We start from the raw sequence: 24,342 nt of genomic DNA on the forward strand, positions 1-24,342 counted from the left end.
GTCTTAGTAAAGGAACAAGTATGTGGACTGAGGGTAAAGTAATTGAACGTATTGATTGGAATGATGAGCTATTCAGTTTACGAATTAAGGCCGATATTACGCCATTTGTCGCTGGGCAATTCATTAAGTTATCAGAGTTAAGAGAGGGCAAGCGAGTAGCTCGTGCCTATTCATTAGTTAATCCTCCTGATACCGATTACCTAGAAGTGCTTGCGATTAAGGTAGAGCAAGGCTTGCTGTCACCTAATCTTCATCAATTGAGTGTTGGGGATACCATCGATGTCTCTAGCAGTGCCGCAGGGTTTATGGTGTTGGATGAAGTGCCCGAGGGGAAGCATTTGTGGTTAATTGGCACCGGAACTGGAATAGGACCGTATTTCTCAATGTTAGAAACGGCGCAAGCTTGGCAACGTTTTGAGAGAATTGCGTTGGTCTACGGCGTGAGAAAAGTCAAAGATATCGCTTATAAAGATCTTATTGATAAATACCAAGCAGAACACCCCACACAGTTCCAGTTTCAAGCCATGGTTACTCGTGAAGACTGCGAAGGTGCGCTTAAAAGCAGAATCCCTGAAGCCTTAGCGAATGGGTCGTTGGAGCAAGGGCTTGGCCTTACATTAAGCGCAGAGCATTCCCAAGTGATCATGTGTGGTAACCCCGAAATGATCACCGATGCGCAAGTAATCTTAGAGCAAAAAGGTTTGAAGAAAAATTTACGACGTAAACCTGGGCAAGTAACGGTGGAGCGATACTGGTAGTGCGTTTTATGAGCATTGATGTTAATCTGCTCGCATCAAATTTTTAGCTCCTGAACATCAACCTAGTTTTTAGTGGTTACAAAAGCAACGCTTGTTGTCAGTTTTCTTTACAATGTTACAGTTTTACTGAATTTTTTAACTGTAACGTATTGGAAGTAAAGACTTAATTTTATTGGCTTGTTTATTGCTTTGTATTGGTCAGGACGGTTTTTAAATAATATACAGAATGCTATTTTGGGGGCGCTGTGTTTAAACAAATTTTATTAGTAGCAACGTGTGCTGTGTCTATGTCAGCTTTCTCTGCGGAGCAAGTTTGGGATTTTGATGATGGTTCACTATCCGGCACTGGAAACGGTAACTCTCTGGATATGTCTGGATTAAGTGTTACTGGTTGGTCGGATACCGCCAACCCTAATGACGGACGTATTAAAAATACCAAACTTAGATATTCGAACTCATATGGCTTGATGTCTGATAACAGAGATGAGCCGAACAATACTCCGCAACATTCTATCGACAGCTACGGCAACGATTTTGATATGGTTTTGCTAACTTTTGATGAAGCGGTAAATCTAGCGGGCTTCACTTTAGGTTGGGCCAGTGAAGATCACGGAACTAATAGGCAAGCTAGTCACGCAGATGTTTCAGTATTGGCTTATTCGGGCAGTGATGTTGCTACTGTGAATAATCAAAGATGGGCTGATTTAGCTGGTTTAGGTTGGACAACAGAAGCCGAAGTAAGTAATGCCGACGATTACGCTTATCAAGCTATTGATTCAGATGCTGTGTCTAAATATTGGTTGATTGGTGCATACAACCCTATATTCGGTAACTTGAACTGGTCTGCTAACAACGATGGATTCAAGCTTGCTGGTGTAAATACCGAAACACCTCAGTTTGCTGCTACTGTTCCAGAACCAGGTACAGTACTGTTATTTGCAGCGGGCCTATTTGGTATTGCACTACGTACCAGAAAGCGCCAAGCTTAAATACAAAATTCCTTTTCCTGTTTAGCGAAAAATACGAAATACTCTGTATTTCGTATTTTTTTGTCTTTTTTTTGCCTCTGGTTCATTAGATACTGTTTGTCGGTTAATTGATTGACCCTCGCTGTAACAAGGAACCTGTTTGCCAATGAAAAAGTCTTTTCTCCCTTTCTTACTTTTGTGTGTTGCCGGCTTTAGCTCTGCTAATGAGCAAGCAAATGAATACGAGTTGGCCGTTAAAGCCTTTCATAGTGGGGAAGAAAACGAAGCTTTTATTCATTTAAAAAATGCCTTAACGGCTAACCCTGAACATCTTTCTTCAAAGCTGTTACTCGCAAAGGTGTATTTCAACGCTAATAATTTAGGTTCAGCTGAAAAACAACTGGAGGAAGCACTCAACCTTGGTGCTGATATTAATTTAGTATTGCCAATGCTTGGTAATGTTCTATTGCTGCAAGGAAAGACCTCCGAAGTATTGGCTTTTGAAGAACGAGCGAGCGAGTTTTCGCGACAAACTCAGTTTGAGTGGAAGCTGTTGCGTGGACGGATCTACTTATTAAACTCCCAAGCTGATTTAGCGCGTAAGGAGTTTGAGCAAGCGACGAAGTTAATCCCTAATAAACCTAGTGCAATGAATACCTTGGCTACTTTATATCTGCAGCAGAAAGAGTATGTTCTGGCTGAGCAGTGGGTTAAACGTTCTTTAAGCATTGCTGAAAACAATGAGCGAACGTGGCTATTAAAGGGAAACTTAGAAGCAAATCAAGGCCAGATGAGCGCCGCGCTAGAAAGTTATCAGAAAGCCTATAGTTTAGATCCTGAAGACCCTAAAGTTTTACGTAGTTTGGTGATGACCCACCTTAAAGCTAATCAGCTAGAAGAGGCTAAGCGCTACTTAAAGAAAGTCCAAGAACAGACTCCTAACGATCCTACCGCTATTTTAATTAGTGCTACCTTGTTAAGTGATGAAGATAATGCTGAGCTGGCTGAGCAAGCGCTTACTGAATTATCTCAAAAGGTATCAGCTGCAGAAGGCGAAGAACTGACTGATGCAAATACGCTGTTGTTTATTCAAGGTGCCTCAGAATTTATTTTAAAGAATGATGAAAAAGCCCAGCAGTACCTGAGCCAGTATTTACGGCAGAAACCCAGTGATTTAGGCGCAACAAGAATGCTTGCTAAGGTGTATTTGCGTTCGGGCGAGCCTTATAAACTGCAGCTACTCCTTCAAGAAAACTTTGATTATATTATTCGCGACCTCGGATTGTCGGTACAGTTGGTATATCTCTATATAGACGCAGGGCGGTTACGTGCCGCGCAACAGGCTTTTGAGCAAATTCGCGCTTATCATAGCGATTCAAATTATGTGGTTATATTAGAAGCTGAGCTAGCACGAGCGAGTGGTGAAGCAGGGCGAGCTTTAAGTTTGTTGCAAACTTTATCTTATAGCGAAGTAGACGCCCCGATAAAGTGGCTGCAGTTGAAAGGTGAGTTGGCTCTACAAGTTAATAATTATGCCCAGGCTAAACTTGCAGTAGAAGAGCTGATTGGCCGAAATATTAAAACCAGCCCTACGCAAAATTTAATCGCTGCTTACTACATTAAAACTCAGCAGTTTGATCTGGCACTGCGTTATCTTGATGATGTTTTAGCGAGCAGCCCACGTAATTTGGGTGCACGTTTTAATAAAGCTTTGGTGCTAAAAAGCCAAGGTAAGCCCGAACAGGCTTTAGTATTGCTCAAGCAAATTCTTACAACGCAAAATGACCATGTGGCGAGCTATTTGCTGGCCGCTCGTATCTACTTGCAGCAGCAAGACTACCCACAAGCTATTGAGCAATTAGATAAAGTACTGCTTTATCAGCAAGACAATAGAGTGGCTAGGGAGTTGAAGCTAGATACATATATGCAAACTCAACAGTGGTCTTTGGCATTAGCCGAGGTTGAAAAATTAAATCGTGAATACATTTTAAATGAGCAATATTTAAGCTCTTATGCTGAAGTATTAATTCGTTTGGAGCGTTATGACGATGCCGCTTATCCTATTGGATTACTGGACAGTATTTGGAAAGAGCAGCCGGAAAACTTAGTTACTTTGGCTCAAATGCAGATTCAAGCAAAGCAACTGTCTGCTGCTAAAGCGAGCTTACTTAAATCTCACGAACTTGACCCTAAAATAATGACAACGTTAGTCTTGTTAGCCAAAGTTGAATTGGCGCAGCAACAGATTGAAAACGCCGAGAAAACGGTTGTTAAATTACAGCAGTTGTTTAGTGATAGCAGCGAGTTATATGCACTAAAGGGCGATATCTTGCTGCGTAAAAGTCTACCGCTTGACGCTCAAAAACAATATAGCCAAGCGGTGGCCTTAAACCATTTCAATCGCGAAGCAGTGGTGCGTTTGTATCAATTGTCTAAGCAAGGCGTAGCAGTGAAGGCATTTCATCAGCAACTAGAAGCCTTGTTGGAAGATAGCACCAAAACAGCTTGGCATCGCCGTTTATTGGCAGACAGCTATTTGCAAGACAAGCAATTGAGTCAGGCGCAGACACACTATGAAGCCTTACGAACTATTCCCGAGTTAGAAAACGAGCCGGGCATCTTAAATAATTTGGCTTATATCTACTCCAAAACTGATTTAGACAAGGCTTACAGTACTATTGCTATTGCGGTAGAGCAGGGCTCTAAGAATGCGGCAATTTTGGACACCATTGGGTGGATTGAAATACAGCGAGGAAAGTTTGACCAAGGTTTAGTGTTTTTACGCGAAGCCTACACAATGAATTCTTCGGATGCTGCGATTCGTTACCATCTTGCTTTTGCGTTGGATAAGTTAGGGCGAAAAGCAGAGGCTAAGCGAGAAGTACAAGAAGCCTTAGAATTAGATCAACAGTTTTCTGAGTACGAAGATGCTAAAGCCTTATTAGACAGTTTAAGTTAAAGGTTTCGCTCCCAATAAAAAAGCCACCTATAGGTGGCTTTTTAGTTTTACAAACTAGCTTATTCGTTTGTATTTAATACGATGAGGCTGTGCAGCTTCTTCGCCAATGGTTTCTTTGAGCCAAGCTTCATACTCGGTAAAGTTACCCGCATGGAAGTTTACTTGGCCTTCATCGCGGTAATCAAGGATATGAGTTGCGATGCGGTCTAAGAACCAGCGGTCATGCGAAATAACCATGGCACATCCAGCAAACTCTAATAAGGCGTTTTCAAGTGCGCGCAGTGTTTCTACGTCTAGGTCATTGGTTGGTTCATCTAGTAGCAATACATTACCACCGGTTTGAAGCAGCTTAGCTAGGTGCAAACGACCACGCTCACCCCCAGATAACTCACCCACACGTTTTTGTTGATCGCCACCTCTAAAGTTAAAGCGACCCACATATGCACGACTTGGTACTTCAACGTTACCAATTTTTAGAATGTCAGACCCACCAGACACTTCTTGCCAAACTGTGGCTTTGTCATCCATTGCATCACGGAACTGGTCTACACTGGCGATCTGAACCGAGTCACCCACTTCTACAGTACCTGAGTCTGCTTGCTCAGCGCCGGTTATCATCTTAAATAAGGTTGATTTACCCGCGCCGTTAGGCCCAATAATGCCTACTATCGCCCCCTTAGGGATGCTGAATGATAGGTCATTAATAAGAACTCGGCCGTCGTAAGATTTGCTTAGCTTAGTGACATCAATCACCTTGTCACCTAAACGCTGAGCGGCTGGAATGAACAGTTCGTTAGTTTCATTACGGCTTTGGAAGCTTTGAGTATTAAGCTCTTCAAAGCGTGCCATACGAGATTTACTTTTGCTTTGACGACCTTTCGCGTTAGAGCGAACCCATTCCAATTCTTTCTGAATGGATTTCATGCGAGCTTTCTCTTGCGACGCTTCTTGGCTTAAACGATCTTCTTTTTGTTCTAACCAAGACGAGTAGTTACCTTCCCATGGGATACCTTCGCCGCGGTCTAGCTCTAAAATCCAACCTGCTACGTTATCTAAGAAGTAGCGATCGTGAGTTACTGCTACAACGGTGCCTTCATAGTCATGTAGGAAACGTTCTAACCAAGCAACAGATTCAGCATCCAAGTGGTTGGTAGGTTCGTCTAGTAACAACATGTCTGGCTTTTCAAGCAATAAACGACATAGCGCTACGCGGCGGCGTTCACCACCTGACAGCTTCTCAATTTTTTGATCCCACTCCGGCAGGCGCAAGGCATCGGCTGCTCGCTCTAACTGATTCTCTAAACTGTGAGAATCGTGAGTGGCTAAAATAGCTTCCAATTCGCCTTGTTCTTTAGCAAGTGCATCAAAATCAGCGTCTGGTTCAGCATATTCTGCATAAACTTGATCTAAGCGAGTTTGGGCATTCTTAACCACCGCTACCGCTTCTTCTACCACTTCACGAACAGTCTTATCTAAGTCCATTTGTGGTTCTTGCGCTAAGTAACCGATTTTGGTGCCTGGGTTAGCGCGTGCTTCCCCTTCAATTTCGGTATCAATGCCAGCCATAATACGCAATAACGTAGACTTACCTGAGCCGTTAAGACCTAACACACCAATTTTGGCGCCAGGGAAAAAGCTTAAAGAGATGTTCTTTAGAATGTGCTTTTTAGGGGGGACGATTTTACCGACGCGGTTCATCGTATAAATAAATTGGGCCATTTGCCGTTCCTATAGAATGTCAAAACTAATGTTTGGTGCAGCTAAAGCATACACCCAAATCAGATTGTTTTTATCTTCCGCTATGATACTGGCTTCCTTGCTGGATGCTAGCTTTGCCAATCACTTTATTCAGCCTGTTGTTGATGTTGTCACTGTTTTATATGAAAAGCGGCTAAATCTGCTGTTGGCCACTGTTGATAACCGAGTGGGTGATGGCTTCGAGTCGAATTTGCCAATAATTAATGCTATGTTGCTGTTATCACTATTTGAAGTAACTGACTGATGAAAAGATTGTTGTTAGCTTGCATGGCCCTTAGCTTGGCGTTTACGGCCTCTGCCTTAACTTATGACCTACCTAATGACGGTAGCCGTTTATTAGGGGGGAACCAGTGGCACCGGATCCAAAAAGGTGAAACTATCGCACTAATTGCTGAGCGTTATGGCGTAGGCTTTTTGGCTGTAATGGCAGCCAATAAGGGGGTCGACCCATTTTTACCTGAAGTGGATAGCCAGTTGCTTATTCCCACTCAAATACTGCTACCAGATGTTGAACATACAGGCGTAGTGGTTAATTTGGCTGAATTACGTTTGTACTACTTTCGACCAAACAGCCATCAAGTAGATGTATTGCCAATTGGCATTGGTCGAATTGGTCGTGAAACACCTGAAATGAGTACTTATATTAGCCAGAAACGAGAAAAACCAACTTGGACACCAACTCAGAATATTCGAAACGAATACGCTGCAAAAGGCATCATTCTACCGCAAGTGGTTCAAGCTGGACCTGAAAACCCATTGGGCGAATATGCGCTGCGATTGGCGTATGGTAATGGTGAGTATTTGATTCATGGGACTAACAAAGAATTTGGGGTTGGCTTACGAGTAAGCTCTGGTTGTATTCGCTTATTCCCGAGCGACATTGAGTATTTATTTTCTCAAGTTAATGTGAAAACCCCCGTACGTATTATTGATCAATCGATTAAACATTCCTTAGAGCCAAGTGGTGAGTACTTGTTAGAAGTGCATCAGCCGCTAAACCGTTCACAAGAAGATGTAAGCCAAGCAACTTCATTAAAGCTAAGTAGGGATGATATTAAGTTTATTACTCAAGCGGGAGTTGATTCTTCGGTTGTCAATCAAGCGCTGAAAAACCAGCAAGGCATTGCTTTAACGGTGGGTGAAAATCAGGGATAAAAAAAGGAGATGCCATAGCATCTCCTTTTTTACATCGGTTTAAACTTACTTAGTGTAAGAAGAAGCGATGTTGTCGATACGCTCGTTAGCGCGCATAGCTTCAGCTTTCGCTTGGTCAGCACTCATTTGAGCTGACTTGATGTCACCACTCAAAGAGCTTTGCTCTGCACGAAGAGCTGCAACTTCGTTAGATAGTGCATCAACTTTGTCGCTTAGAGATTGTACGTTGTTTTCTAAAGCGGTAGTGTTTGAAGAACAACCCGCTAGTAAAATGGTAGAAGCAATAGCGCCTGCAACTAAAAACTTATTCATGGTAAGTCCGTCCTTTATGTTCAAGTCTAACGAATGATATCAATCGTCAATTCGTATTAAGCAAAGCCATTCACTGCGTTGAGTGAGCCGCTGATATGATTATGGCTCAATATTATTAAGCTGCAAGCCCTAGATAGTAAAAGTAAAAGAAAAATATGGTGATAACAGGGATTTAAGTTGTTTTGTTAACATTTTTGCAACAAAAGATGTCGCCTAGTAGGGACATTTCAGGATTATTGCTAGCCTGCTGTTAGTTAATGCTTTTACATTGTTTATTAGAGCGCTGCTTAATATGTTGGTATTCCGCCTTGCGGTTGTCTGCATTTTGGTAACGTTTGGGTAGATTTAACACCACGATAAGGTAGTCCCCCTTAGCTTGTTGCTCTTCTATAGAGAGTGCTAAAAAATCTTGTTGACTGACTGCAACCACTGAGCTTATTTTTGAATTTGGTAAACGTTGTTGCACCCGTGAGTAGGTGCCTTGCTTTTGTTCGATATGAAAATTACCCACTATATGCATGACTTGTTGGTTTGCTTCATTGTTTAAGTGAGCGGCAATAGACTCAGCCATGGTCTCGTCCCAGGCTAACATGGCTAGAAAATGATTTTGGCTTTGTTGGCTGTCGCCATGATGAGCATTTCCAAATAAGCGCTGCTGGTAAGCGGGGTCATCTACGGTAAATTCTTGGCTCAACAATAGGCGCTGCTCCGAGTCTAGTGTGTGTAAATAGGCCAAACCCTCGCTACCTATACAAGTCACATGCGCTTTAGGGGCGTTGGCGGCAATAACGTTTAAGTGCTTAGCCTTTGAAAATTCAACTAAGGGCCGATAATCGGAACGGTAATTTGGCCAAGCGTTAGTTTGCTTAATCAACCATTCTTCACCGATATCATCGTTTAAATACTCGTTTACTAAAGCTTGTTGGCTACGGTCAAATTGTTCCATAGATAAGCTTAATTGATCGTGTTGTGCATGCAGAGATTGGAATAAGCGTAACTGCGCTAAATGGATCCCTGGGTGACTATGGTACTCACCAAATAACACCACATTTGAATCTGCAAGCAAACTGGCTAGTGTTTCAGTATCGGTGAGAACTTGCTGAGCATGCGGGTCAAAAAGGATGTAATCATAATAAGTCTCTAACGGCGCAGCGGTGCTAGCTTGTTGAAGACCAGTGTTTGGTTGGCCAGCACTGCAGGCCGCTAGGCTGACCAAGATAAACAGAAAACTTGAAAGACGAAATAACATAGGGGTCAATACTCTAAATGTAGATGATAATCATTATCATCTTAGCCTTTATTAAACCTAAAAGTAATGCTTAAATTAACGTGAATTTATTTCATAAAGATCAAAGCAGGTGGTGAACGAATTGCAAACAAAGTACGTAACATTCACTATCTCACTTCGATAAGCCATAACGGGTTTATGTTAAGTTTATGCGATTACGCTAAACCCGCAGCTTAAAATTTTGCTGTGATCTGAAAAGGACTCAGGTTAGAATGCGCCTTCGAAAAATCACCCACCAACATGTAACAAAAGAGTCAGGAGATACTGATGTTAAAGCGTGATATGAATATCGCCGATTACGATGCCGAGTTATGGCAAGCCATTACTAAAGAAGAAGTTCGCCAAGAAGAGCACATTGAGCTGATTGCTTCTGAGAACTACGCCAGCCCACGGGTAATGGAAGCGCAAGGTTCTTACCTTACTAATAAGTACGCCGAAGGTTACCCTGGCAAGCGTTACTATGGTGGTTGTGAGTATGTAGACCAAGCTGAAGTACTTGCTATTGAGCGTGCTAAACAGCTATTTGGTGCAGACTACGCAAACGTGCAACCTCATGCAGGTTCACAAGCTAACTCAGCTGTTTTTATGGCATTACTAAATGCTGGTGACACCGTGCTAGGCATGAGCCTTGCCCATGGTGGTCACTTAACTCACGGTGCCAGCGTAAGCTTCTCAGGTAAAATCTACAACGCTGTTCAGTACGGAATTAACCCGGAAACTGGCGAGCTCGATTACGCTGAAGTTGAAAAGCTAGCTAAAGAACACAAACCAAAAATGATTATTGCTGGTTTCTCAGCATACTCAGGTGTGGTTGACTGGCAGCGTTTCCGCGATATCGCTGACGAAGTAGGTGCTTACCTATTTGTTGATATGGCACACATTGCTGGTTTAGTGGCTGCAGGTTTATACCCAAACCCAGTTCCTATTGCAGACGTAGTGACTACCACTACGCATAAAACCCTAGCTGGCCCACGTGGCGGTTTGATTTTGGCTCGTGCTAATGAAGTTATCGAGAAGAAATTAAACTCTGCAGTATTCCCTGGCGGCCAAGGCGGTCCTTTAATGCATGTTATTGCAGCTAAAGCAGTAGCCTTTAAAGAAGCTATGGAGCCTGAGTTTAAGCAATACCAACAAGCTGTATTGGATAACGCAAAAGCGATGGTGGCGGTGCTACAAGAGCGTGGTTACAAAATCGTATCTAACGGTACTGAAAACCACTTGTTCTTAGTTGACCTTATCGATAAAGACATTACTGGTAAAGACGCTGACGCAGCACTAGGCCGCGCCAACATCACTGTTAACAAGAACTCGGTTCCAAACGATCCTCGTTCACCATTTGTGACCAGTGGTTTGCGTATCGGTACGCCTGCGATTACCCGTCGTGGTTTAGATGTAGCTGCTGCTAAAGATTTAGCGGGCTGGATCTGTGATGTACTAGATAATTTACAAGATGATGCTGTTATCGAACGTGTTAAAGGCCAAGTGTTAGAACTTTGCCAGCGTTTCCCGGTCTATGCTTAAGTAAGCAATCTATAGTCAGGGATTGACGAGATAAATGAAAGGAGGCTTATGGCCTCCTTTTTTGTATCTTTTTTTTAGTCGAACTTAGGATTTTTACGGGCTAAATGTGAATAGGAACACAAACCAAGGAGGGATAGTTTAGATCTACGCTTAACAAACATGCAGTTGGTATTGTTTTTGCTGAGTTTTTAGATCTAATTGATAAGTCAAATTACCAGCATTGTTGGTAGTTTCAAAAGAGAGAGAATAACAATGGACATGAATCCAGTGACCAGCGCAAAAAGAATGGTTTTTCTACAGTTTGTAATTTGGGGAAGCTTTATGCTGTTAATCATTGCTCAATAGCGATGACTACACAGTGTTATGGGCAAAGGATTTGCCTGCTGTTTGCTCAATAGAGTCTTGATGCAGCACTAAGCGCTTGCCCTGATTTAAATGGGTAGTACAGGCGACCCTTAGTAATGAAGTGAAATTGCCCACTTTGCCTTCTCGCTGCAAAACTTCATGGTAAATCTGAGTTAGAAAACCTGCTAGGCTCAGTTCCGCTTCATCGGCTATTTGCTCTAATAGCTGCCAGAAAATCGCTTCTAAACGAACACTAGTGACCACACCGTCTAAACGCACCGAACGCGACTTTAATTCAAACAATTCGGCTTCAGTACCTGAATAGATCTCACACATAACAAATCTCACCATGATTAGAGCGAAGTCTAATCATGGTACAAAACGTCAAAACTTGCTCTTTCACTTAGGTTATTTTAACAAGGCGTTAAATTGAGCTAGCCATTGAGGGTGGGCGGGCCATGCGGGAGCGGTGACCAAGTTTCCGTCTGTTATTGCTTGGTCTACGGCAATATCAGCATAGTCGCCGCCGGCTGCGGTTACTTCTGGCGCACAAGCAGGGTAGGCAGAAATGTGTCTGCCAGAGGCAATACCTGCCGCCGTTAACAACTGGGCACCATGGCATACCGCCGCTATGGGTTGCTGCTTATTGGCAAAATTTTTGATGATCTCTAGCACTTGAGGGTTTAAGCGCAGGTATTCAGGCGCACGGCCGCCAGGCAACAATAGTGCGTCAAAATCATCGGCAACTATTTCATCAAAGCTGCCGTTAAGGGTGAAATTGTGCCCTGGCTTTTCGCTGTAAGTTTGGTGACCTTCAAAATCGTGAATTGCAGTTTTTATCTGCTCACCTGATTGCTTTTCTGGGCAAACGGCAACAACATTATGCCCTACCATTTGTAGTGCTTGAAACGGCACCATCAATTCATAATCTTCAACAAAATCGCCCGCAATAATAAGTACTTTAGCCATTACTTTCACCTTAACAATTTGTTTACATTTCATTGGCAGGATAAGGGCTAGCAGAGAGAAAAGGGTAGTAATTGGTTACTACACTTCACTTGGCTACCAACGACATGAATAAAAGTCTATTTTATTCAACAGTTTATACTTGGTTATTTTGGATTATAATTTTTAGATATTTAAAGCAAACTGAGCCCTAGGCTTCACTTTTCATTTATTAATAAGACAGTGCTAATGAAATGTTACTAGCTGCAGAGCACACGTCTATTAATCCTTAAGTTTTCAGCGCTTAAGTTTTTGCTGGTCTGTACCTTGGCCTGTTAAGCAGATAAAATCGTTACATATCTGACTAAAGGAACACCCATGCACTGTCCATTTTGCTCCGCCCATGAAACTAAGGTTATTGACTCACGTCTAGTGGCTGATGGCCATCAGGTGAGAAGACGCCGAGAGTGTTCAGAGTGCCATGAGCGCTTTACTTCATTTGAGTTAGCTGAATTGGTCATGCCTCGCGTCATTAAAGGTAATGGGATAAGAGAACCTTTTAACGAAGAGAAAATGCGAGCAGGCATGATGCGAGCGCTAGAGAAGCGTCCAGTGAGTGTTGACCAAGTTGAGCAGTCAGTAAATAAAATTAAGTCTCAACTTCGCGCCACCGGCGAGCGTGAAGTAGAAACCAAGTTCATTGGTAAGATTGTGATGGAGCAGCTGATTAGCCTCGATAAAGTGGCTTATGTGCGCTTTGCTTCGGTATACCACTCCTTTGAAGACATTAAAGAGTTTAGTGACGAAATTGCAAAGTTGGAAAAATAAGTGAGCTTTAGCCCTCAAGATTGCCAATACATGGCAAGAGCGCTACGCCTTGCTGAGTTAGGAACTTACACTACCGCGCCCAATCCAAATGTGGGTTGTGTACTGGTAAAAAACGGTCAGATTATTGGTGAAGGTTATCATCAAAAGGCTGGCGAGGGGCATGCAGAGGTTAATGCCGTTGCAAAGGCTAAAGAAGCTGGCTATAGCGTAGTGGGTGCACTTGCCTATGTCACCCTAGAGCCTTGCAGCCACGTAGGCCGAACGCCCGCTTGCGCAAGCATGTTGATTGAAGAGCAAGTCGCCGAAGTGATTATTGCGATGGTTGACCCTAATCCGCAAGTCGCTGGCCGAGGCATTGGTATGTTAGAACAGGCGGGCATTAAAGTTCGCTCTGGCTTAATGGAATCAGCGGCGAGGGCGCTAAACCCTGGCTTTTTATGCCGAGTGGAACGTAAGCGCCCATTTGTACGTTTAAAGCTGGCAGGCTCGATTGATGCCAAAACCGCTTTATCGAATGGCGAAAGTAAGTGGATTACTTCTTCTTATTCACGGAGCGATGTTCAACGTGAACGCGCTCGCAGCCATGCTATTTTGTCTACCGCTACCACTGTGCTTAGAGATAACGCGAGTTTAAATGTTCGCCATCATGAGTTAGGTAGTTTAACCCACCAACTAGAGCAACAGAACTTACGCCAGCCATTGCGTATAGTGGTGGATCGTCAGCAACGTTTATCTGCGGCTTCTCAATCTTTAAACATATTCAAACATCCCAAGTCACTGTGGCTAGCGGGAACCCAATTTCAGCCGCAAGTAGCCGCTGATAAGCAATTTATATTAAGTGATTCAGACCAGAGCTTGAGTGAGTTGATGCAACAGCTGGCGGAAGCTGAAATCAACGATGTGTGGGTGGAAGCAGGAGCAAATTTTGCGGCCGCACTGATTAAAGCAAAGCTGGTCGACCAGCTAATTTGTTATCAAGCGGGTAAGTTGATGGGCGCCGATGCGCAAAGCTTAATAGGCCTAGAGGGTTTTACCGAGATGAATCAGTTAAATTCTTGGCAATGCCTTGAAACCCGCCGCGTAGGCCCCGACATTAAAACTATCTGGATCCCACAAGCAAAGGGTGCACAATAATGTTTACTGGAATTATCGAAGCCCTTGGCATTATCAAGAGCATTGAAAAGCGCAGCGGAGACGTGCGTTTACATATCGCCTGTTCCAGTTTAGACATGGCTGATGTGCATCTGGGCGACAGTATCGCCGTAAATGGTATTTGCTTAACAGTCGTTGAATTTGGTAGTGATTACTTTTGCGCCGATGTTTCCACCGAGACTCTTAGTTTAACTTCTTTGGCTAAATGTAAGCAGGGCGATAAGCTGAACCTAGAAAAAGCCATGCTAGCCACCAATCGTTTTGGCGGCCATATTGTTAGCGGCCACGTAGATGGCTTAGCGGAAGTGGTGAGTATTAGCCCTAGTGCTAGGGCAGTAAACATTTGGTTAAAAGTTCCTAACGAGCTGGCTCGCTACATTGCCCATAAAGGCTCAATAACCGTAGATGGGATTAGTCTTACGGTAAATGAAGTACAACAACAGCAGCTGCGTTTAACCATTATTCCGCACACCGCAGAACAAACAACTATCTCGCAATGGGCGCCAGGGCAAAAAATTAACCTAGAGGTTGATGTGATTGCCCGTTATGTTGAGCGCCTAATCGGCTATGCTGAAGAGAGTAAAAAAGAATCAAACATCAATACTGCATTTTTGGCGCAACATGGCTTTTTAAAGTAGCCAGTAGCAATAATGAAGTGCACTAATAACTATAAATAACACCCCTTAGGTAAGAAAGGTTTTGCTATGTCACTAAGCAGTATCGAAGAAATTATTGAAGATTTACGCCATGGCAAGATGGTAGTACTCATGGACGATGAAGATCGCGAGAATGAAGGCGATTTAATCATGGCTGCTGATATGGTGACGCCTGAAGCCATTAACTTTATGGCCACCTATGGGCGTGGTTTGATTTGTTTACCAATGACCAGAGAGCGCTGCCAGCAACTTAAGTTGCCGTTAATGGTTGACGTAAATACCGAGCAATTTGCCACTAATTTCACGGTGTCTATTGAAGCCGCTCAAGGGGTCACCACAGGTATTTCTGCTGCTGACCGCTCACGCACCGTTCAAGCGGCTGTTGCTCGCGATGCCAAACCTAGTGATATTGTTATGCCTGGGCATATTTTCCCGTTAATGGCACAAGAAGGCGGAGTATTAACGCGTGCTGGTCACACTGAGGCCGGAACTGATTTAGCCCGTTTAGCTGGGCGTGAGCCTGCCGCAGTGATTGTTGAAATTCTCAACCAAGATGGCACCATGGCGCGTCGCCCAGATCTAGAAGTGTTCTGTAAAGAACACGACTTAAAAATGGGCACGATTGCAGACCTTATTGAATACCGCAATAACAATGAAACCACCATTGAGCGAGTGGCAGAATGTAAAATGCCAAGCCGTCATGGTGATTTCAAGCTGATTACTTACCGCGATACTATCGACGAGAAAGTACACTTTGTGATGCAAGCTGGCGAGGTTAAAGAAGACCAAGCCACTTTGGTTCGTGTGCACTTGCACAATACCTTTAGTGACCTACTAGGCAGTGACCGAGCTGGGAAAATGAGCTGGCCGCTGGATAAAGCATTAGAAAAGATCGCGAATGAAAATGGTGTTTTGGTGTTGTTAAGTACCGACGACGATGCTGAAAACTTGATTGAACAAGTCAAGGCCTTCGCGTTGCAGGACCGTGGCGAAACACCTCCACAAAAACGTCAGCAAAGTGCCTCTCGCACCGTGGGTGTTGGCTCTCAAATATTGGCTGATTTAGGTGTGAGTAAAATGCGTTTGTTAAGCTCTCCGAAACGCTACCACGCGCTTTCCGGCTTTGGTCTTGAAGTTGTTGAGTACATTGACCAAGAATAATTTCCGATGCGCTTTGGCGTAAAATTAAATTGAGGGTCTATCACTTTAGTTGTGCTAGAATGGCGCGATTTTTTTGATGGACTCAAAGAATAGGCAGAACAACCATGAAAGTAATTGAAGCAAATTTAGCGACTCCAAACGCTAAAGTAGCCATTGTTATCGCCCGTTTTAATAGCTTTATTAATGAAAGCTTATTATCTGGTGCCGTAGACACGCTAACCCGTCAAGGCGGTGTAAGCGATGACAACATCACTGTTGTTCGTGTGCCTGGAGCGGTAGAGATTCCGCTAGCAGCTAAGCGTATTGCAGCGTCTAAAAAATACGATGCTATTATTGCTTTAGGTACGGTAATTCGTGGTGGAACTTACCACTTTGAATTGGTAGCTAATGAATGCCACAAAGGTTTAGCGCAAGTGATGATGGAGTACGATATTCCAGTAACATTTGGTGTGCTAACCACTGAGTCTATTGAGCAAGCGATTGAACGCGCTGGCACTAAAATGGGTAATAAAGGTACCGAAGCCGCCCTAAGCGCTTTGGAAATGATTAACTTAGTTAATCAGATAGAAGTTTAATTTGAGGAATTCTCTGTGAAACCAGCTGCACGTCGTAAAGCTAGGCAATTTGCTACCCAAGCAATTTATCAATGGCAAGTGACCAAGGACAGCGTTGCTAACATCGAACATCAGTTCTTAACCGAACAAGACATGAGTAAGGCTGATGTTCCTTATTTTTCTACTTTAATTTCTGGTGTTGTGGCTAACCATGAAAAACTAGATAAAGCGATGAGCTCTTCGCTGTCGCGTAAGTTAGAAGAATTAGATATCGTTGAGCATGCGATTTTATTAATCGGTGTTTATGAGTTATTGATGGTGACTGACGTTCCGCCAAAAGTTGTCATTAATGAAGCCATTGAACTGGCTAAATCATTTGCTGCTGAAGATAGCCACAAGTTTGTGAATGGTGTACTAGATAAAGTTCTACGCCTACAGCAGTTTAAGTCTTAATTAATGTCGTCTCAGCCGTCACTGGGTGAATTCGATATTATCGACAAATACTTCCAGAAAAGCGCGCCTCGCCAAGATGTAATTCTTGGCGTAGGTGACGATGCTGCGGTAGTTGCCTTACCCGATAATAGTCACATTGCCATTTCAACCGATACCCTGGTTGAAGGCGTGCATTTTTTTGCCGATATTCCCCCACGCGCCTTAGGGCACAAAGCATTGGCTGTTAACCTTAGCGATATGGCCGCTATGGGTGCAGAACCGCGCTGGGTGACTTTGGCTATTACCTTACCCGAAATAAATGAAGCGTGGTTGGCCCAATTTAGCAAAGGCTTTTACGACCTAGCCGAGTACTTTAATGTGAGCCTGATTGGTGGTGATACTACTAAAGGTCCGCTTAGCATTACTGTTACGGTGCATGGAGTGGTGCCGCATGGCAAAGCCCTGCGTCGAGATGGTGCTAAACCAGGTGATTGGATCTACGTGACCGGTAACCTAGGTGATTCGGGTTTGGCCTTAGCGCATTTACAACATCAGCTGAGCTTAAGCCCGCAGCAATTAGAGTTGAGTTTAAAGCAGCACTATTTCCCTCAACCGCGGGTATTAGCCGGCTATGGCTTGCGTGATATTGCCTCTGCCACAATCGATATTTCTGATGGTTTATACAACGATTTAGGCCACATCTTAAGAAAAAGCAGTTGTTCAGCGACTTTAAAACTTGAACAATTACCTTTATCTGAAACCATGAACGAAGCCGTAAGTATTGACCAAAGCATTGCTTTTGCCTTAAACGGTGGAGAAGACTACGAGTTGTGTTTTACCGTGCCGGAATCTAATAAAGGCTCGGTGGATACTTCGCTATCCTTTAGCGGCATACAATATACTTGTATTGGTCAGTTAGCGCCGGGTAAGGGCGAAATAAAACTACAATATAAAGATAAGCCTTATCAGCTAGATCAAGCTGGTTGGGACCATTTCGTATAAGCAAGCTATTCACGAGAACCAACAATGGATAAGGCTTTAGCCCGTTTAAATTTGCGTAACCCCTTACATTTGTGTGCGGTTGGTTTTGGTAGCGGCTTAGCCCCTAAAGCGCCAGGCACTTTTGGTACTGTGGCAGCTATTCCCGTCTATTTACTGCTCGCACCATTATCGTCATGGTTGTATATCACGTTGGTTGTGTTGAGCTTTATATTTGGCGTGTGGTGTTGTCAAAAAGCCAGTGACGCTATGGGGGTTCATGATCACGGCGGCATAGTGTGGGATGAGTTCGTTGGTTATTGGATTACTATGTTTATGGTGCCCTTGTCACCGCTGAATGTATTGCTTGGTTTTGTGCTATTTCGCTTTTTTGATGTATTAAAGCCCTGGCCGATTAAAGTTTTAGATAAAAAAGTTCACGGCGGCTTTGGTATAATGATAGACGACGTATTAGCTGGTGTTTTTGCCGCCATCTGTTTGCAAGTTGTGCTGTTTGTTCTCGCTTAATTAATCAAATTCTCTAGTTCCTCAATTCTACTGCCCCTCAATCTAGTTGAATCTGCTTATGTAAATCACGCATAAGCTTATTCTTTTCTGCATAAATATGACAATATATCGACTTCCTAATCACTTTAACTGGCTCGGCTTTGATTTGGTTTATAAAATGCTGTTTATGCTATTTACAGTGGCAGATAAAAATACTAGTTTATTACGGGCAAAAAGCGGATCAGGCTTGTTTAGGTCTTACTCAGTTCACAAATGTTGGTGTAATACCGACAATTTGCAGAACAGGGTCTAGATTTATCAAGAACAATAATTATTAGTCTATTCGCAAACACACCGGAAATGCGGCCATAACGGCGGCATACATGACAAGATGTCACACGGAGAATCATAATGAAAAAAGGATTAGCTAAGCTGTCTATCGCACTTGTAGCAAGTGCAATAGCGATGAGCGCGCAAGCTAAAACACAAACGTTTGTCTTCTGTTCAGAAGGCAGCCCAGAAGGTTTTAACCCAAGTTTATACACCGCAGGCACCACATTTGATGCGTCTTCTAAGACCATCTTCAACCGTTTGGTTGAGTTTGAAGTAGGTACAACCAATGTTGTTCCTGGCCTAGCTGAATCTTGGGACGTGTCTGAAGACGGCCTTGAGTATACTTTTCACTTACGCAAAGGCGTAAAATTCCATACTCAAAAGAAAGGCTTCAAACCTTCTCGCGACTTTAATGCTGATGACGTATTGTTCACCTTTGAACGTCAAGATGATCCAGAACATCCTTACCACAAAGTGTCTGGTGGCTCTTACGAGTACTACAGCGGCATGGGCATGAACGAGCTTGTGAAAGATATCGTTAAAGTTGACGATTACACCGTGAAGTTTGTATTAAGTAAGCCAGAAGCGCCATTCATCGCTAACATGGCAATGGACTTTGCATCGGTATTTTCAGCTGAGCAAGCCGACGCGATGCTAGCCGCAGGTACGCCAGAGAAATTAGACTTAGACCCAGTGGGCACAGGTCCTTTCCAAAAAGTACAATACCAAAAAGATTCAATCATTCGTTACGTTGGTAATGCTAACTACTGGCAAGGCGCTCCAGCCATTGACCGTTTAGTATTTTCAATTACACCGGATGCTTCAGTACGCTACGCCAAACTTAAAGCGGGCGAGTGTCATGTAATGCCTTATCCAAACCCTGCTGACGTTGAGCAAATGCAAAAAGATGCCGACATCAACTTGCTTAGCCAAGAAGGTTTGAACGTTGGTTACTTGGCGTTTAACACTCAAAAAGCACCGTTTGATAACGTTAAAGTGCGTCAAGCATTGAGCCTTGCTGTTAACAAGCAAGCCATTATTGATGCGGTTTTCCAGGGCAGCGGCAAAATTGCTAAAAACCCAATTCCACCAACAATGTGGTCTTACAACGAGAAAACTGTTGATTACGCTTACGATCCTGTAAAAGCCAAAGCTTTATTAGCTGAAGCGGGCATTACTGATCTTAAGACCAATATCTGGGCTATGCCGGTTCAGCGTCCTTACAACCCTAACGCTCGTCGTATGGCTGAAGTAATTCAAGCTGATTGGGCCAAAGTAGGTGTAACCGCTGAGATTGTTAGCTACGAATGGGGTGAGTACCTTAAGCGTTCTAAGCAAGGCGAGCACGACACAGTATTATTAGGTTGGACTGGTGACAATGGTGACCCAGATAACTTCCTAAGCGTATTACTAGGTTGTGATGCTGTTGGTGGTGGTAACCGCGCTATGTGGTGTCATCAACCATTTAATGACGTGATCATGAAAGCTAAGCAGATTTCTGCTCAAGCCGAACGTGCTCCGCTATACGAAGAAGCACAGTTGATTTTCAAAGAGCAGGCTCCTTGGATCACTATCGCTCACTCAGTTGCTTACAAGCCTATTCGCAAAGAAGTTCAAGGCTTTAAGGTTGACCCTCTAGGCGGTCACCACTTCTACGGCGTGTCGCTAAAATAAACATGCTTAAGGGGCTGGCAACAGCCCCTTTCCTTCCTTCTGACACAGAGCTGTAGTTATGTTCCAGTTTATTATAAAAAAATTGATGTTGGTGATACCCACCTTCATCGGCATTACTCTTTTAACCTTCACCTTAATCCGCTTGATCCCTGGCGATCCTATTGAGGTAATGGCAGGAGAAAGAGGGGTGTCACCTGAGCGCCACGCAGCTTTGCGTGCCGAATTAGGCTTAGACCAACCGTTATTGGTCCAATATTTTGATTACGTTAAAAACATTGCGAGTGGTGATCTTGGCCGTTCATTAATTACCAAGACACCGGTAACCGAAGAATTCTTAACGCTGTTTCCCGCTACTGTGGAACTGGCGTCTTGTGCTGCTTTATTTGCCATTTTAGTGGGGCTGCCCTGTGGCATTATAGCGGCGGTGAAACGAGGGTCGGTATTCGACCACTCGGTCATGACCTTTTCCTTAACCGGCTATTCGATGCCCATATTCTGGTGGGCACTACTGTTAATGCTAGTCTTTTCAGTGAACCTAGGGATAACTCCCGTCTCCGGTAGGCTTGATGTGACTTATTGGATTGATGAAGTCACCGGTTTTATGTTGATTGACACTTTGCTGTCTGGCGAAGAGGGCGCATTTGCTTCTGCTTTGCACCACTTAGTGCTACCAAGCATTGTGCTGGGTACTATTCCAATGGCGGTTATTGCTCGTATGACCCGCTCATCTATGTTGGAAGTATTAGGCGAAGATTATATCCGTACTGCGCGCTCAAAAGGCATGGCGCCAATGCGAGTGATTGTGGTGCATGCGTTGCGTAATGCGCTTATTCCAGTGATTACCGTTATTGGTTTGCAGGTGGGTATTTTACTCTCTGGAGCGATTTTAACCGAGACCATTTTTGCATGGCCTGGCATTGGCAAGTGGCTTATTGAGTCTATTGGTCGCCGCGATTACCCGGTAGTACAAGGCGGTATCTTAATCGTTGCCACCATCATTATTGTAGTTAATTTGCTAGTAGACATTATGTACGGCGTGGTTAATCCACGGATCCGTCATAGCAAATAACGGAGCATAATTTAATGTCAGAACAAACAACTAGTCCTGCCACGACAGGGCCGCAAGTTCAAACACCTTTACAGGAGTTTTGGGGCTACTTTAGCCAAAACACTGGGGCGGTGATTGGCTTGGTTTTTATCATTTGTATTCTAACCGTAGCGATATTTGCCAGCGTTATCGCGCCGCATTCACCGATTGAGCAATATCGTGATGCCTTGTTGCTACCGCCAGCTTGGTTAGATGGTGGCAACAGTGCTTACTTGCTGGGCACCGATGACGTAGGCCGGGACATCTTGTCGCGCCTTATCCATGGTGCGCAGTTATCACTATTTATTGGTGTGTTAGTAGTGACTCTTTCACTAGGCCTAGGAGTAATACTGGGTTTAACCGCTGGATTTTTCCGTGGTGCAGTAGAAACTGTGATTATGCGTGCCGTAGATATCATGCTAGCAATGCCAAGTTTGTTGTTGGCTATCGCTATTGTGGCAATCTTAGGTCCAAGTATCTTCAACGCCGCCATGGCGATTGCTATTGTATCCTTGCCACACTACGTGCGTTTAACGCGTGCCTCAACTATTGCTGAACTAAACAAAGACTACGTAATATCTTCTCGCGTAGCGGGTGCTAGTTCGTTGCGTTTAATGTTCATTACTATTTTACCTAACTGTACTGCACCACTTATTGTGCAAGCGACCTTAGGTTTTTCTAACGCTATTTTAGATATGGCTGCTTTAGGCTTCTTAGGTTTAGGTGCTCAACCACCGACACCTGAATGGGGAAGCATGTTGGCGGATGCCTTACAGTTTGTGCAACGCGCCTGGTGGGTCGTAACCTTCCCTGGCCTTGTTATTCTGTTAACGGTACTAGCCTTTAACTTAATGGGTGACGGCTTACGCGACGCACTCGACCCTAAATTGAAGCAGTAGGAGATTAGTTGTGTCTTTATTAGAAGTTAATAACCTCACTGTTGAATTTGGTGATGGCGATAATCCGTTTCGCGCGGTAGACCAAGTAGGTTACAGCGTAGAGAAAGGTGAAATTGTTGGCATTGTAGGCGAGTCTGGCTCAGGCAAGAGTGTAAGCTCGCTGTCTATTATGGGCTTGATTGAATACCCTGGTAAGGTAAAAGCCGATACGCTTAAGTTTGAAGGTCAAGATTTATTGGCCATGTCAGAAAATAAGCGCCGTGCGATTACCGGTGCCGAAATCGCGATGATTTTCCAAGAACCAATGTCGAGCCTTAACCCTTGTTATACGGTTGAGTATCAAATTAGCGAAGCGCTCAAAATTCACCAAAGCGGTGATAAAAAATGGCGCCGTCAGCGAGTGATTGAATTGCTCGACCAAGTGGGCATTCCTGACCCTGAATCACGTTTGAAAACTTACCCGCACCAGTTGTCTGGTGGTATGAGTCAACGCGTGATGATTGCGATGGCGATTGCTTGTGATCCTAAACTATTGATTGCTGATGAGCCTACTACCGCATTAGACGTGACTATTCAGGCGCAAATTGTAGATTTGTTATTAGATCTGCAAAAGCAAAAGAACATGGGCTTGGTGTTAATTACTCACGATTTGGCATTAGTGGCAGAAGCGGCGCATCGAGTGATTGTGATGTATGCCGGCCAAGTAGTTGAGACGGGCCCGGCGGAACAGATTTTTTCTAAACCTAAACATCCCTATACTCAAGCGCTATTACGTTCGTTGCCTGAGTCATCACTGGGCAAAGACCGCCTAGATGCACTGCCAGGTGTAGTGCCGGGCGCATTTGACCGCCCGATAGGTTGTTTGCTTAATCCACGTTGCCCTTATGCCACAGAACGTTGTCAGAAAGAACAACCCACTATGCAGGGAGAGGGCGTTCGTCAAGTGCGTTGTTTTACGCCACTTGATGAAGCAGGGAGACCAAGCGCATGAGTGACACTATTATGAAAGCGGCTGCGTTAGATTCAGAGCAACCCGCGAATCAAGAGCAAGAGTCGGTATTGTCGGTAAACGGGGTGAAAAAACATTACCACGTTAAAGCGGGCATGTTTAAGCCAGACGCTACAGTAAAAGCCCTTGACGGGGTAAGCTTTAGTCTTGCAAAAGGGAAAACCTTAGCGGTAGTAGGGGAGTCCGGTTGTGGTAAATCAACATTGGCTCGCGTGCTCACCATGATTGAAACACCTACCGCTGGTGAGTTGTGTTTTGATGGCAAAGATATCTTAAGTTTGGGTAAAGATGCCGCTAAAGCATTGCGCCAAAAAATTCAGATTATCTTCCAAAACCCTTATGGTTCACTTAACCCTCGCAAGAAGGTGGGGACCATTTTAGAAGAGCCTTTGGTCATCAATAGCGACATGAGCAAAGCTGAGCGCAAGCAAAAAGCCCTAGCGATGTTGGCCAAAGTAGGTTTACGCCCAGAGCATTATGACCGTTATCCGCATATGTTTTCTGGCGGTCAGCGCCAACGTATCGCCATTGCTCGCGGTTTGATGTTAGACCCTAAGGTTGTGGTTGCCGATGAGCCAGTGTCGGCGCTAGACGTGTCTGTGCAAGCTCAGGTGCTAAATTTGATGATGGATCTGCAAGAAGAAATGGGCTTAAGCTACATTTTCATCTCGCATGATTTGTCGGTGGTGGAGCATATTGCTGATGAAGTGATGGTAATGTATTTGGGTAAAGCGGTTGAATACGCCTCTTGTGAAGAGTTGTTTGCTAACCCTAAACACCCATACACTCAAGCTTTGTTGTCTAGTACACCGCGTTTAGACCCAGCCCATCGTCGCGAAAAGATTAAACTTGAGGGTGAATTGCCTTCGCCACTTAATCCGCCGCAAGGTTGTGCGTTTCATGCTCGTTGTCGTTACGCTAACGACCGCTGCCATAAAGAACAGCCAGCCTTAGTTCGCGAAACAAATGCACAAGTGGCATGTTTTGCGCGAGAAGAGGGGCGAATCGCCTAAGTATCTCGAAACCAAACAAAAAGCGGGCTTGTCCCGCTTTTTTTATTGCC

The 24,342-nt window shown here is 44.1% G+C and carries 24 protein-coding genes; 19 read left to right on the plus strand and 5 right to left on the minus strand.

Annotated elements, in window-relative coordinates; translation table 11 throughout:
* Nucleotides 1-20 precede the first annotated feature (20 nt).
* The 3 genes from Q4592_RS05650 (at nucleotide 21) to Q4592_RS05660 (ending at nucleotide 4,685) form a co-directional block, all read left to right on the plus strand.
* Nucleotides 21-758 (plus strand): ferredoxin--NADP reductase, encoded by a 738-nt coding sequence (locus Q4592_RS05650; protein WP_303510886.1) that lies wholly within the window; start codon nucleotides 21-23, stop codon nucleotides 756-758.
* 245 nt (nucleotides 759-1,003) lie between these two features.
* Nucleotides 1,004-1,747 carry an exosortase-dependent surface protein XDP1 gene (gene xdp1 / locus Q4592_RS05655; RefSeq protein WP_137671736.1) on the plus strand — a complete coding sequence of 248 codons (744 nt, stop codon included), beginning with the start codon at nucleotides 1,004-1,006 and terminating at the stop codon, nucleotides 1,745-1,747.
* A gap of 145 nt (nucleotides 1,748-1,892) precedes the next feature.
* The gene (locus Q4592_RS05660; protein WP_303510890.1) at nucleotides 1,893-4,685 is read left to right on the plus strand and encodes a tetratricopeptide repeat protein; all 2,793 of its coding nucleotides are present in this window, start codon (nucleotides 1,893-1,895) and stop codon (nucleotides 4,683-4,685) included.
* A 54-nt stretch (nucleotides 4,686-4,739) separates the two neighbouring features.
* Here the strand turns inward: Q4592_RS05660 and ettA are convergent, their stop codons facing one another.
* A complete protein-coding gene (gene ettA / locus Q4592_RS05665) occupies nucleotides 4,740-6,404 on the minus strand; it encodes an energy-dependent translational throttle protein EttA (RefSeq protein WP_303510892.1) in 1,665 nt (554 codons plus the stop codon).
* Between the two features lie 16 nt (nucleotides 6,405-6,420).
* Here ettA and Q4592_RS05670 point away from each other — a divergent pair, with 16 nt between their 5' ends.
* Both Q4592_RS05670 and Q4592_RS05675 read left to right on the plus strand, forming a co-directional pair.
* Nucleotides 6,421-6,687 (plus strand): hypothetical protein, encoded by a 267-nt coding sequence (locus Q4592_RS05670; protein ID WP_303510895.1) that lies wholly within the window; start codon nucleotides 6,421-6,423, stop codon nucleotides 6,685-6,687.
* Entirely contained in the window at nucleotides 6,687-7,598 is a 912-nt protein-coding gene (locus tag Q4592_RS05675; RefSeq protein ID WP_303510896.1) for a L,D-transpeptidase family protein, read from the plus strand. The genes Q4592_RS05670 and Q4592_RS05675 overlap by 1 nt, the downstream gene beginning before the upstream one ends.
* 45 nt (nucleotides 7,599-7,643) lie before the next feature.
* Here the strand turns inward: Q4592_RS05675 and Q4592_RS05680 are convergent, their stop codons facing one another.
* A complete protein-coding gene (locus Q4592_RS05680) occupies nucleotides 7,644-7,910 on the minus strand; it encodes an Lpp/OprI family alanine-zipper lipoprotein (protein WP_016402681.1) in 267 nt (88 codons plus the stop codon).
* Nucleotides 7,911-8,160: 250 nt separating this feature from the next.
* A complete protein-coding gene (locus Q4592_RS05685; protein WP_303510937.1) occupies nucleotides 8,161-9,159 on the minus strand; it encodes a ChaN family lipoprotein in 999 nt (332 codons plus the stop codon).
* Between the two features lie 306 nt (nucleotides 9,160-9,465).
* Here Q4592_RS05685 and glyA point away from each other — a divergent pair, with 306 nt between their 5' ends.
* Nucleotides 9,466-10,719 carry a serine hydroxymethyltransferase gene (glyA, locus tag Q4592_RS05690; RefSeq protein WP_303510939.1) on the plus strand — a complete coding sequence of 418 codons (1,254 nt, stop codon included), beginning with the start codon at nucleotides 9,466-9,468 and terminating at the stop codon, nucleotides 10,717-10,719.
* Nucleotides 10,720-11,070: 351 nt separating this feature from the next.
* On the opposite strand, the gene Q4592_RS05695 is transcribed toward glyA, so the two are convergent.
* Together Q4592_RS05695 and Q4592_RS05700 are read right to left on the minus strand one after the other, a co-directional pair.
* Nucleotides 11,071-11,400 (minus strand): ribbon-helix-helix domain-containing protein, encoded by a 330-nt coding sequence (locus Q4592_RS05695; RefSeq protein WP_303510941.1) that lies wholly within the window; start codon nucleotides 11,398-11,400, stop codon nucleotides 11,071-11,073.
* A gap of 72 nt (nucleotides 11,401-11,472) precedes the next feature.
* Nucleotides 11,473-12,033 (minus strand): DJ-1/PfpI family protein, encoded by a 561-nt coding sequence (locus Q4592_RS05700; protein WP_303510943.1) that lies wholly within the window; start codon nucleotides 12,031-12,033, stop codon nucleotides 11,473-11,475.
* Between the two features lie 354 nt (nucleotides 12,034-12,387).
* Here Q4592_RS05700 and nrdR point away from each other — a divergent pair, with 354 nt between their 5' ends.
* The 13 genes from nrdR (at nucleotide 12,388) to Q4592_RS05765 (ending at nucleotide 24,292) form a co-directional block, all read left to right on the plus strand.
* Complete coding sequence (gene nrdR / locus Q4592_RS05705) at nucleotides 12,388-12,837, plus strand: transcriptional regulator NrdR (RefSeq protein WP_137671727.1); 450 nt, start codon at nucleotides 12,388-12,390, stop codon at nucleotides 12,835-12,837.
* Complete coding sequence (gene ribD / locus Q4592_RS05710; RefSeq protein ID WP_303510947.1) at nucleotides 12,838-13,971, plus strand: bifunctional diaminohydroxyphosphoribosylaminopyrimidine deaminase/5-amino-6-(5-phosphoribosylamino)uracil reductase RibD; 1,134 nt, start codon at nucleotides 12,838-12,840, stop codon at nucleotides 13,969-13,971.
* Nucleotides 13,971-14,627, plus strand: a complete 657-nt coding sequence (locus Q4592_RS05715; protein WP_303510949.1) for a riboflavin synthase — start codon at nucleotides 13,971-13,973, stop codon at nucleotides 14,625-14,627. The genes ribD and Q4592_RS05715 overlap by 1 nt, the downstream gene beginning before the upstream one ends.
* 66 nt (nucleotides 14,628-14,693) lie before the next feature.
* Nucleotides 14,694-15,806, plus strand: a complete 1,113-nt coding sequence (ribBA, locus tag Q4592_RS05720; protein ID WP_303510952.1) for a bifunctional 3,4-dihydroxy-2-butanone-4-phosphate synthase/GTP cyclohydrolase II — start codon at nucleotides 14,694-14,696, stop codon at nucleotides 15,804-15,806.
* 104 nt (nucleotides 15,807-15,910) lie between these two features.
* Nucleotides 15,911-16,381: a 6,7-dimethyl-8-ribityllumazine synthase gene (gene ribE / locus Q4592_RS05725; protein ID WP_137671724.1), complete on the plus strand. Its 471-nt coding sequence runs from the start codon at nucleotides 15,911-15,913 to the stop codon at nucleotides 16,379-16,381.
* Between the two features lie 15 nt (nucleotides 16,382-16,396).
* A complete protein-coding gene (nusB, locus tag Q4592_RS05730; RefSeq protein WP_137671723.1) occupies nucleotides 16,397-16,813 on the plus strand; it encodes a transcription antitermination factor NusB in 417 nt (138 codons plus the stop codon).
* A gap of 3 nt (nucleotides 16,814-16,816) precedes the next feature.
* The gene (gene thiL, locus Q4592_RS05735; RefSeq protein WP_303510958.1) at nucleotides 16,817-17,794 is read left to right on the plus strand and encodes a thiamine-phosphate kinase; all 978 of its coding nucleotides are present in this window, start codon (nucleotides 16,817-16,819) and stop codon (nucleotides 17,792-17,794) included.
* A gap of 24 nt (nucleotides 17,795-17,818) precedes the next feature.
* Nucleotides 17,819-18,298, plus strand: coding sequence for a phosphatidylglycerophosphatase A (locus tag Q4592_RS05740; protein ID WP_303510963.1), 480 nt, complete (start codon nucleotides 17,819-17,821; stop codon nucleotides 18,296-18,298).
* Between the two features lie 390 nt (nucleotides 18,299-18,688).
* Nucleotides 18,689-20,284, plus strand: a complete 1,596-nt coding sequence (locus Q4592_RS05745) for an ABC transporter substrate-binding protein (protein WP_137671720.1) — start codon at nucleotides 18,689-18,691, stop codon at nucleotides 20,282-20,284.
* Between the two features lie 58 nt (nucleotides 20,285-20,342).
* Entirely contained in the window at nucleotides 20,343-21,353 is a 1,011-nt protein-coding gene (locus tag Q4592_RS05750) for an ABC transporter permease subunit (protein WP_137671719.1), read from the plus strand.
* A 14-nt stretch (nucleotides 21,354-21,367) separates the two neighbouring features.
* Entirely contained in the window at nucleotides 21,368-22,270 is a 903-nt protein-coding gene (gene dppC / locus Q4592_RS05755; protein ID WP_303510970.1) for a dipeptide ABC transporter permease DppC, read from the plus strand.
* Between the two features lie 10 nt (nucleotides 22,271-22,280).
* Nucleotides 22,281-23,261, plus strand: a complete 981-nt coding sequence (gene dppD / locus Q4592_RS05760) for a dipeptide ABC transporter ATP-binding protein (protein WP_137671717.1) — start codon at nucleotides 22,281-22,283, stop codon at nucleotides 23,259-23,261.
* Nucleotides 23,258-24,292, plus strand: coding sequence for a peptide ABC transporter ATP-binding protein (locus Q4592_RS05765; RefSeq protein WP_174235917.1), 1,035 nt, complete (start codon nucleotides 23,258-23,260; stop codon nucleotides 24,290-24,292). The genes dppD and Q4592_RS05765 overlap by 4 nt, the downstream gene beginning before the upstream one ends.
* Nucleotides 24,293-24,342: the final 50 nt, after the last annotated feature.

Origin of the sequence: Agarivorans sp. 1_MG-2023, from assembly GCF_030548385.1 — a bacterium.
Classification (GTDB): domain Bacteria; phylum Pseudomonadota; class Gammaproteobacteria; order Enterobacterales; family Celerinatantimonadaceae; genus Agarivorans.

What these genes read in the sequence shown, in the direction of transcription:
- Q4592_RS05675 (WP_303510896.1), top strand. Translation starts at nt 6,687, where the DNA reads ATGAAAAGATTGTTGTTAGCTTGCATGGCCCTTAGCTTGGCGTTTACG.
- thiL (WP_303510958.1), top strand. Translation starts at nt 16,817, where the DNA reads ATGTCGTCTCAGCCGTCACTGGGTGAATTCGATATTATCGACAAATAC.
- Q4592_RS05685 (WP_303510937.1), bottom strand. Translation starts at nt 9,159, where the DNA reads ATGTTATTTCGTCTTTCAAGTTTTCTGTTTATCTTGGTCAGCCTAGCG.
- ribE (WP_137671724.1), top strand. Translation starts at nt 15,911, where the DNA reads ATGAAAGTAATTGAAGCAAATTTAGCGACTCCAAACGCTAAAGTAGCC.
- Q4592_RS05695 (WP_303510941.1), bottom strand. Translation starts at nt 11,400, where the DNA reads ATGTGTGAGATCTATTCAGGTACTGAAGCCGAATTGTTTGAATTAAAG.
- Q4592_RS05740 (WP_303510963.1), top strand. Translation starts at nt 17,819, where the DNA reads ATGGATAAGGCTTTAGCCCGTTTAAATTTGCGTAACCCCTTACATTTG.
- dppC (WP_303510970.1), top strand. Translation starts at nt 21,368, where the DNA reads ATGTCAGAACAAACAACTAGTCCTGCCACGACAGGGCCGCAAGTTCAA.
- Q4592_RS05660 (WP_303510890.1), top strand. Translation starts at nt 1,893, where the DNA reads ATGAAAAAGTCTTTTCTCCCTTTCTTACTTTTGTGTGTTGCCGGCTTT.
- nrdR (WP_137671727.1), top strand. Translation starts at nt 12,388, where the DNA reads ATGCACTGTCCATTTTGCTCCGCCCATGAAACTAAGGTTATTGACTCA.
- glyA (WP_303510939.1), top strand. Translation starts at nt 9,466, where the DNA reads ATGTTAAAGCGTGATATGAATATCGCCGATTACGATGCCGAGTTATGG.
- Q4592_RS05700 (WP_303510943.1), bottom strand. Translation starts at nt 12,033, where the DNA reads ATGGCTAAAGTACTTATTATTGCGGGCGATTTTGTTGAAGATTATGAA.
- Q4592_RS05765 (WP_174235917.1), top strand. Translation starts at nt 23,258, where the DNA reads ATGAGTGACACTATTATGAAAGCGGCTGCGTTAGATTCAGAGCAACCC.
- Q4592_RS05750 (WP_137671719.1), top strand. Translation starts at nt 20,343, where the DNA reads ATGTTCCAGTTTATTATAAAAAAATTGATGTTGGTGATACCCACCTTC.
- Q4592_RS05670 (WP_303510895.1), top strand. Translation starts at nt 6,421, where the DNA reads ATGTCAAAACTAATGTTTGGTGCAGCTAAAGCATACACCCAAATCAGA.
- Q4592_RS05745 (WP_137671720.1), top strand. Translation starts at nt 18,689, where the DNA reads ATGAAAAAAGGATTAGCTAAGCTGTCTATCGCACTTGTAGCAAGTGCA.
- Q4592_RS05650 (WP_303510886.1), top strand. Translation starts at nt 21, where the DNA reads ATGTGGACTGAGGGTAAAGTAATTGAACGTATTGATTGGAATGATGAG.
- ettA (WP_303510892.1), bottom strand. Translation starts at nt 6,404, where the DNA reads ATGGCCCAATTTATTTATACGATGAACCGCGTCGGTAAAATCGTCCCC.
- ribBA (WP_303510952.1), top strand. Translation starts at nt 14,694, where the DNA reads ATGTCACTAAGCAGTATCGAAGAAATTATTGAAGATTTACGCCATGGC.
- Q4592_RS05715 (WP_303510949.1), top strand. Translation starts at nt 13,971, where the DNA reads ATGTTTACTGGAATTATCGAAGCCCTTGGCATTATCAAGAGCATTGAA.
- Q4592_RS05680 (WP_016402681.1), bottom strand. Translation starts at nt 7,910, where the DNA reads ATGAATAAGTTTTTAGTTGCAGGCGCTATTGCTTCTACCATTTTACTA.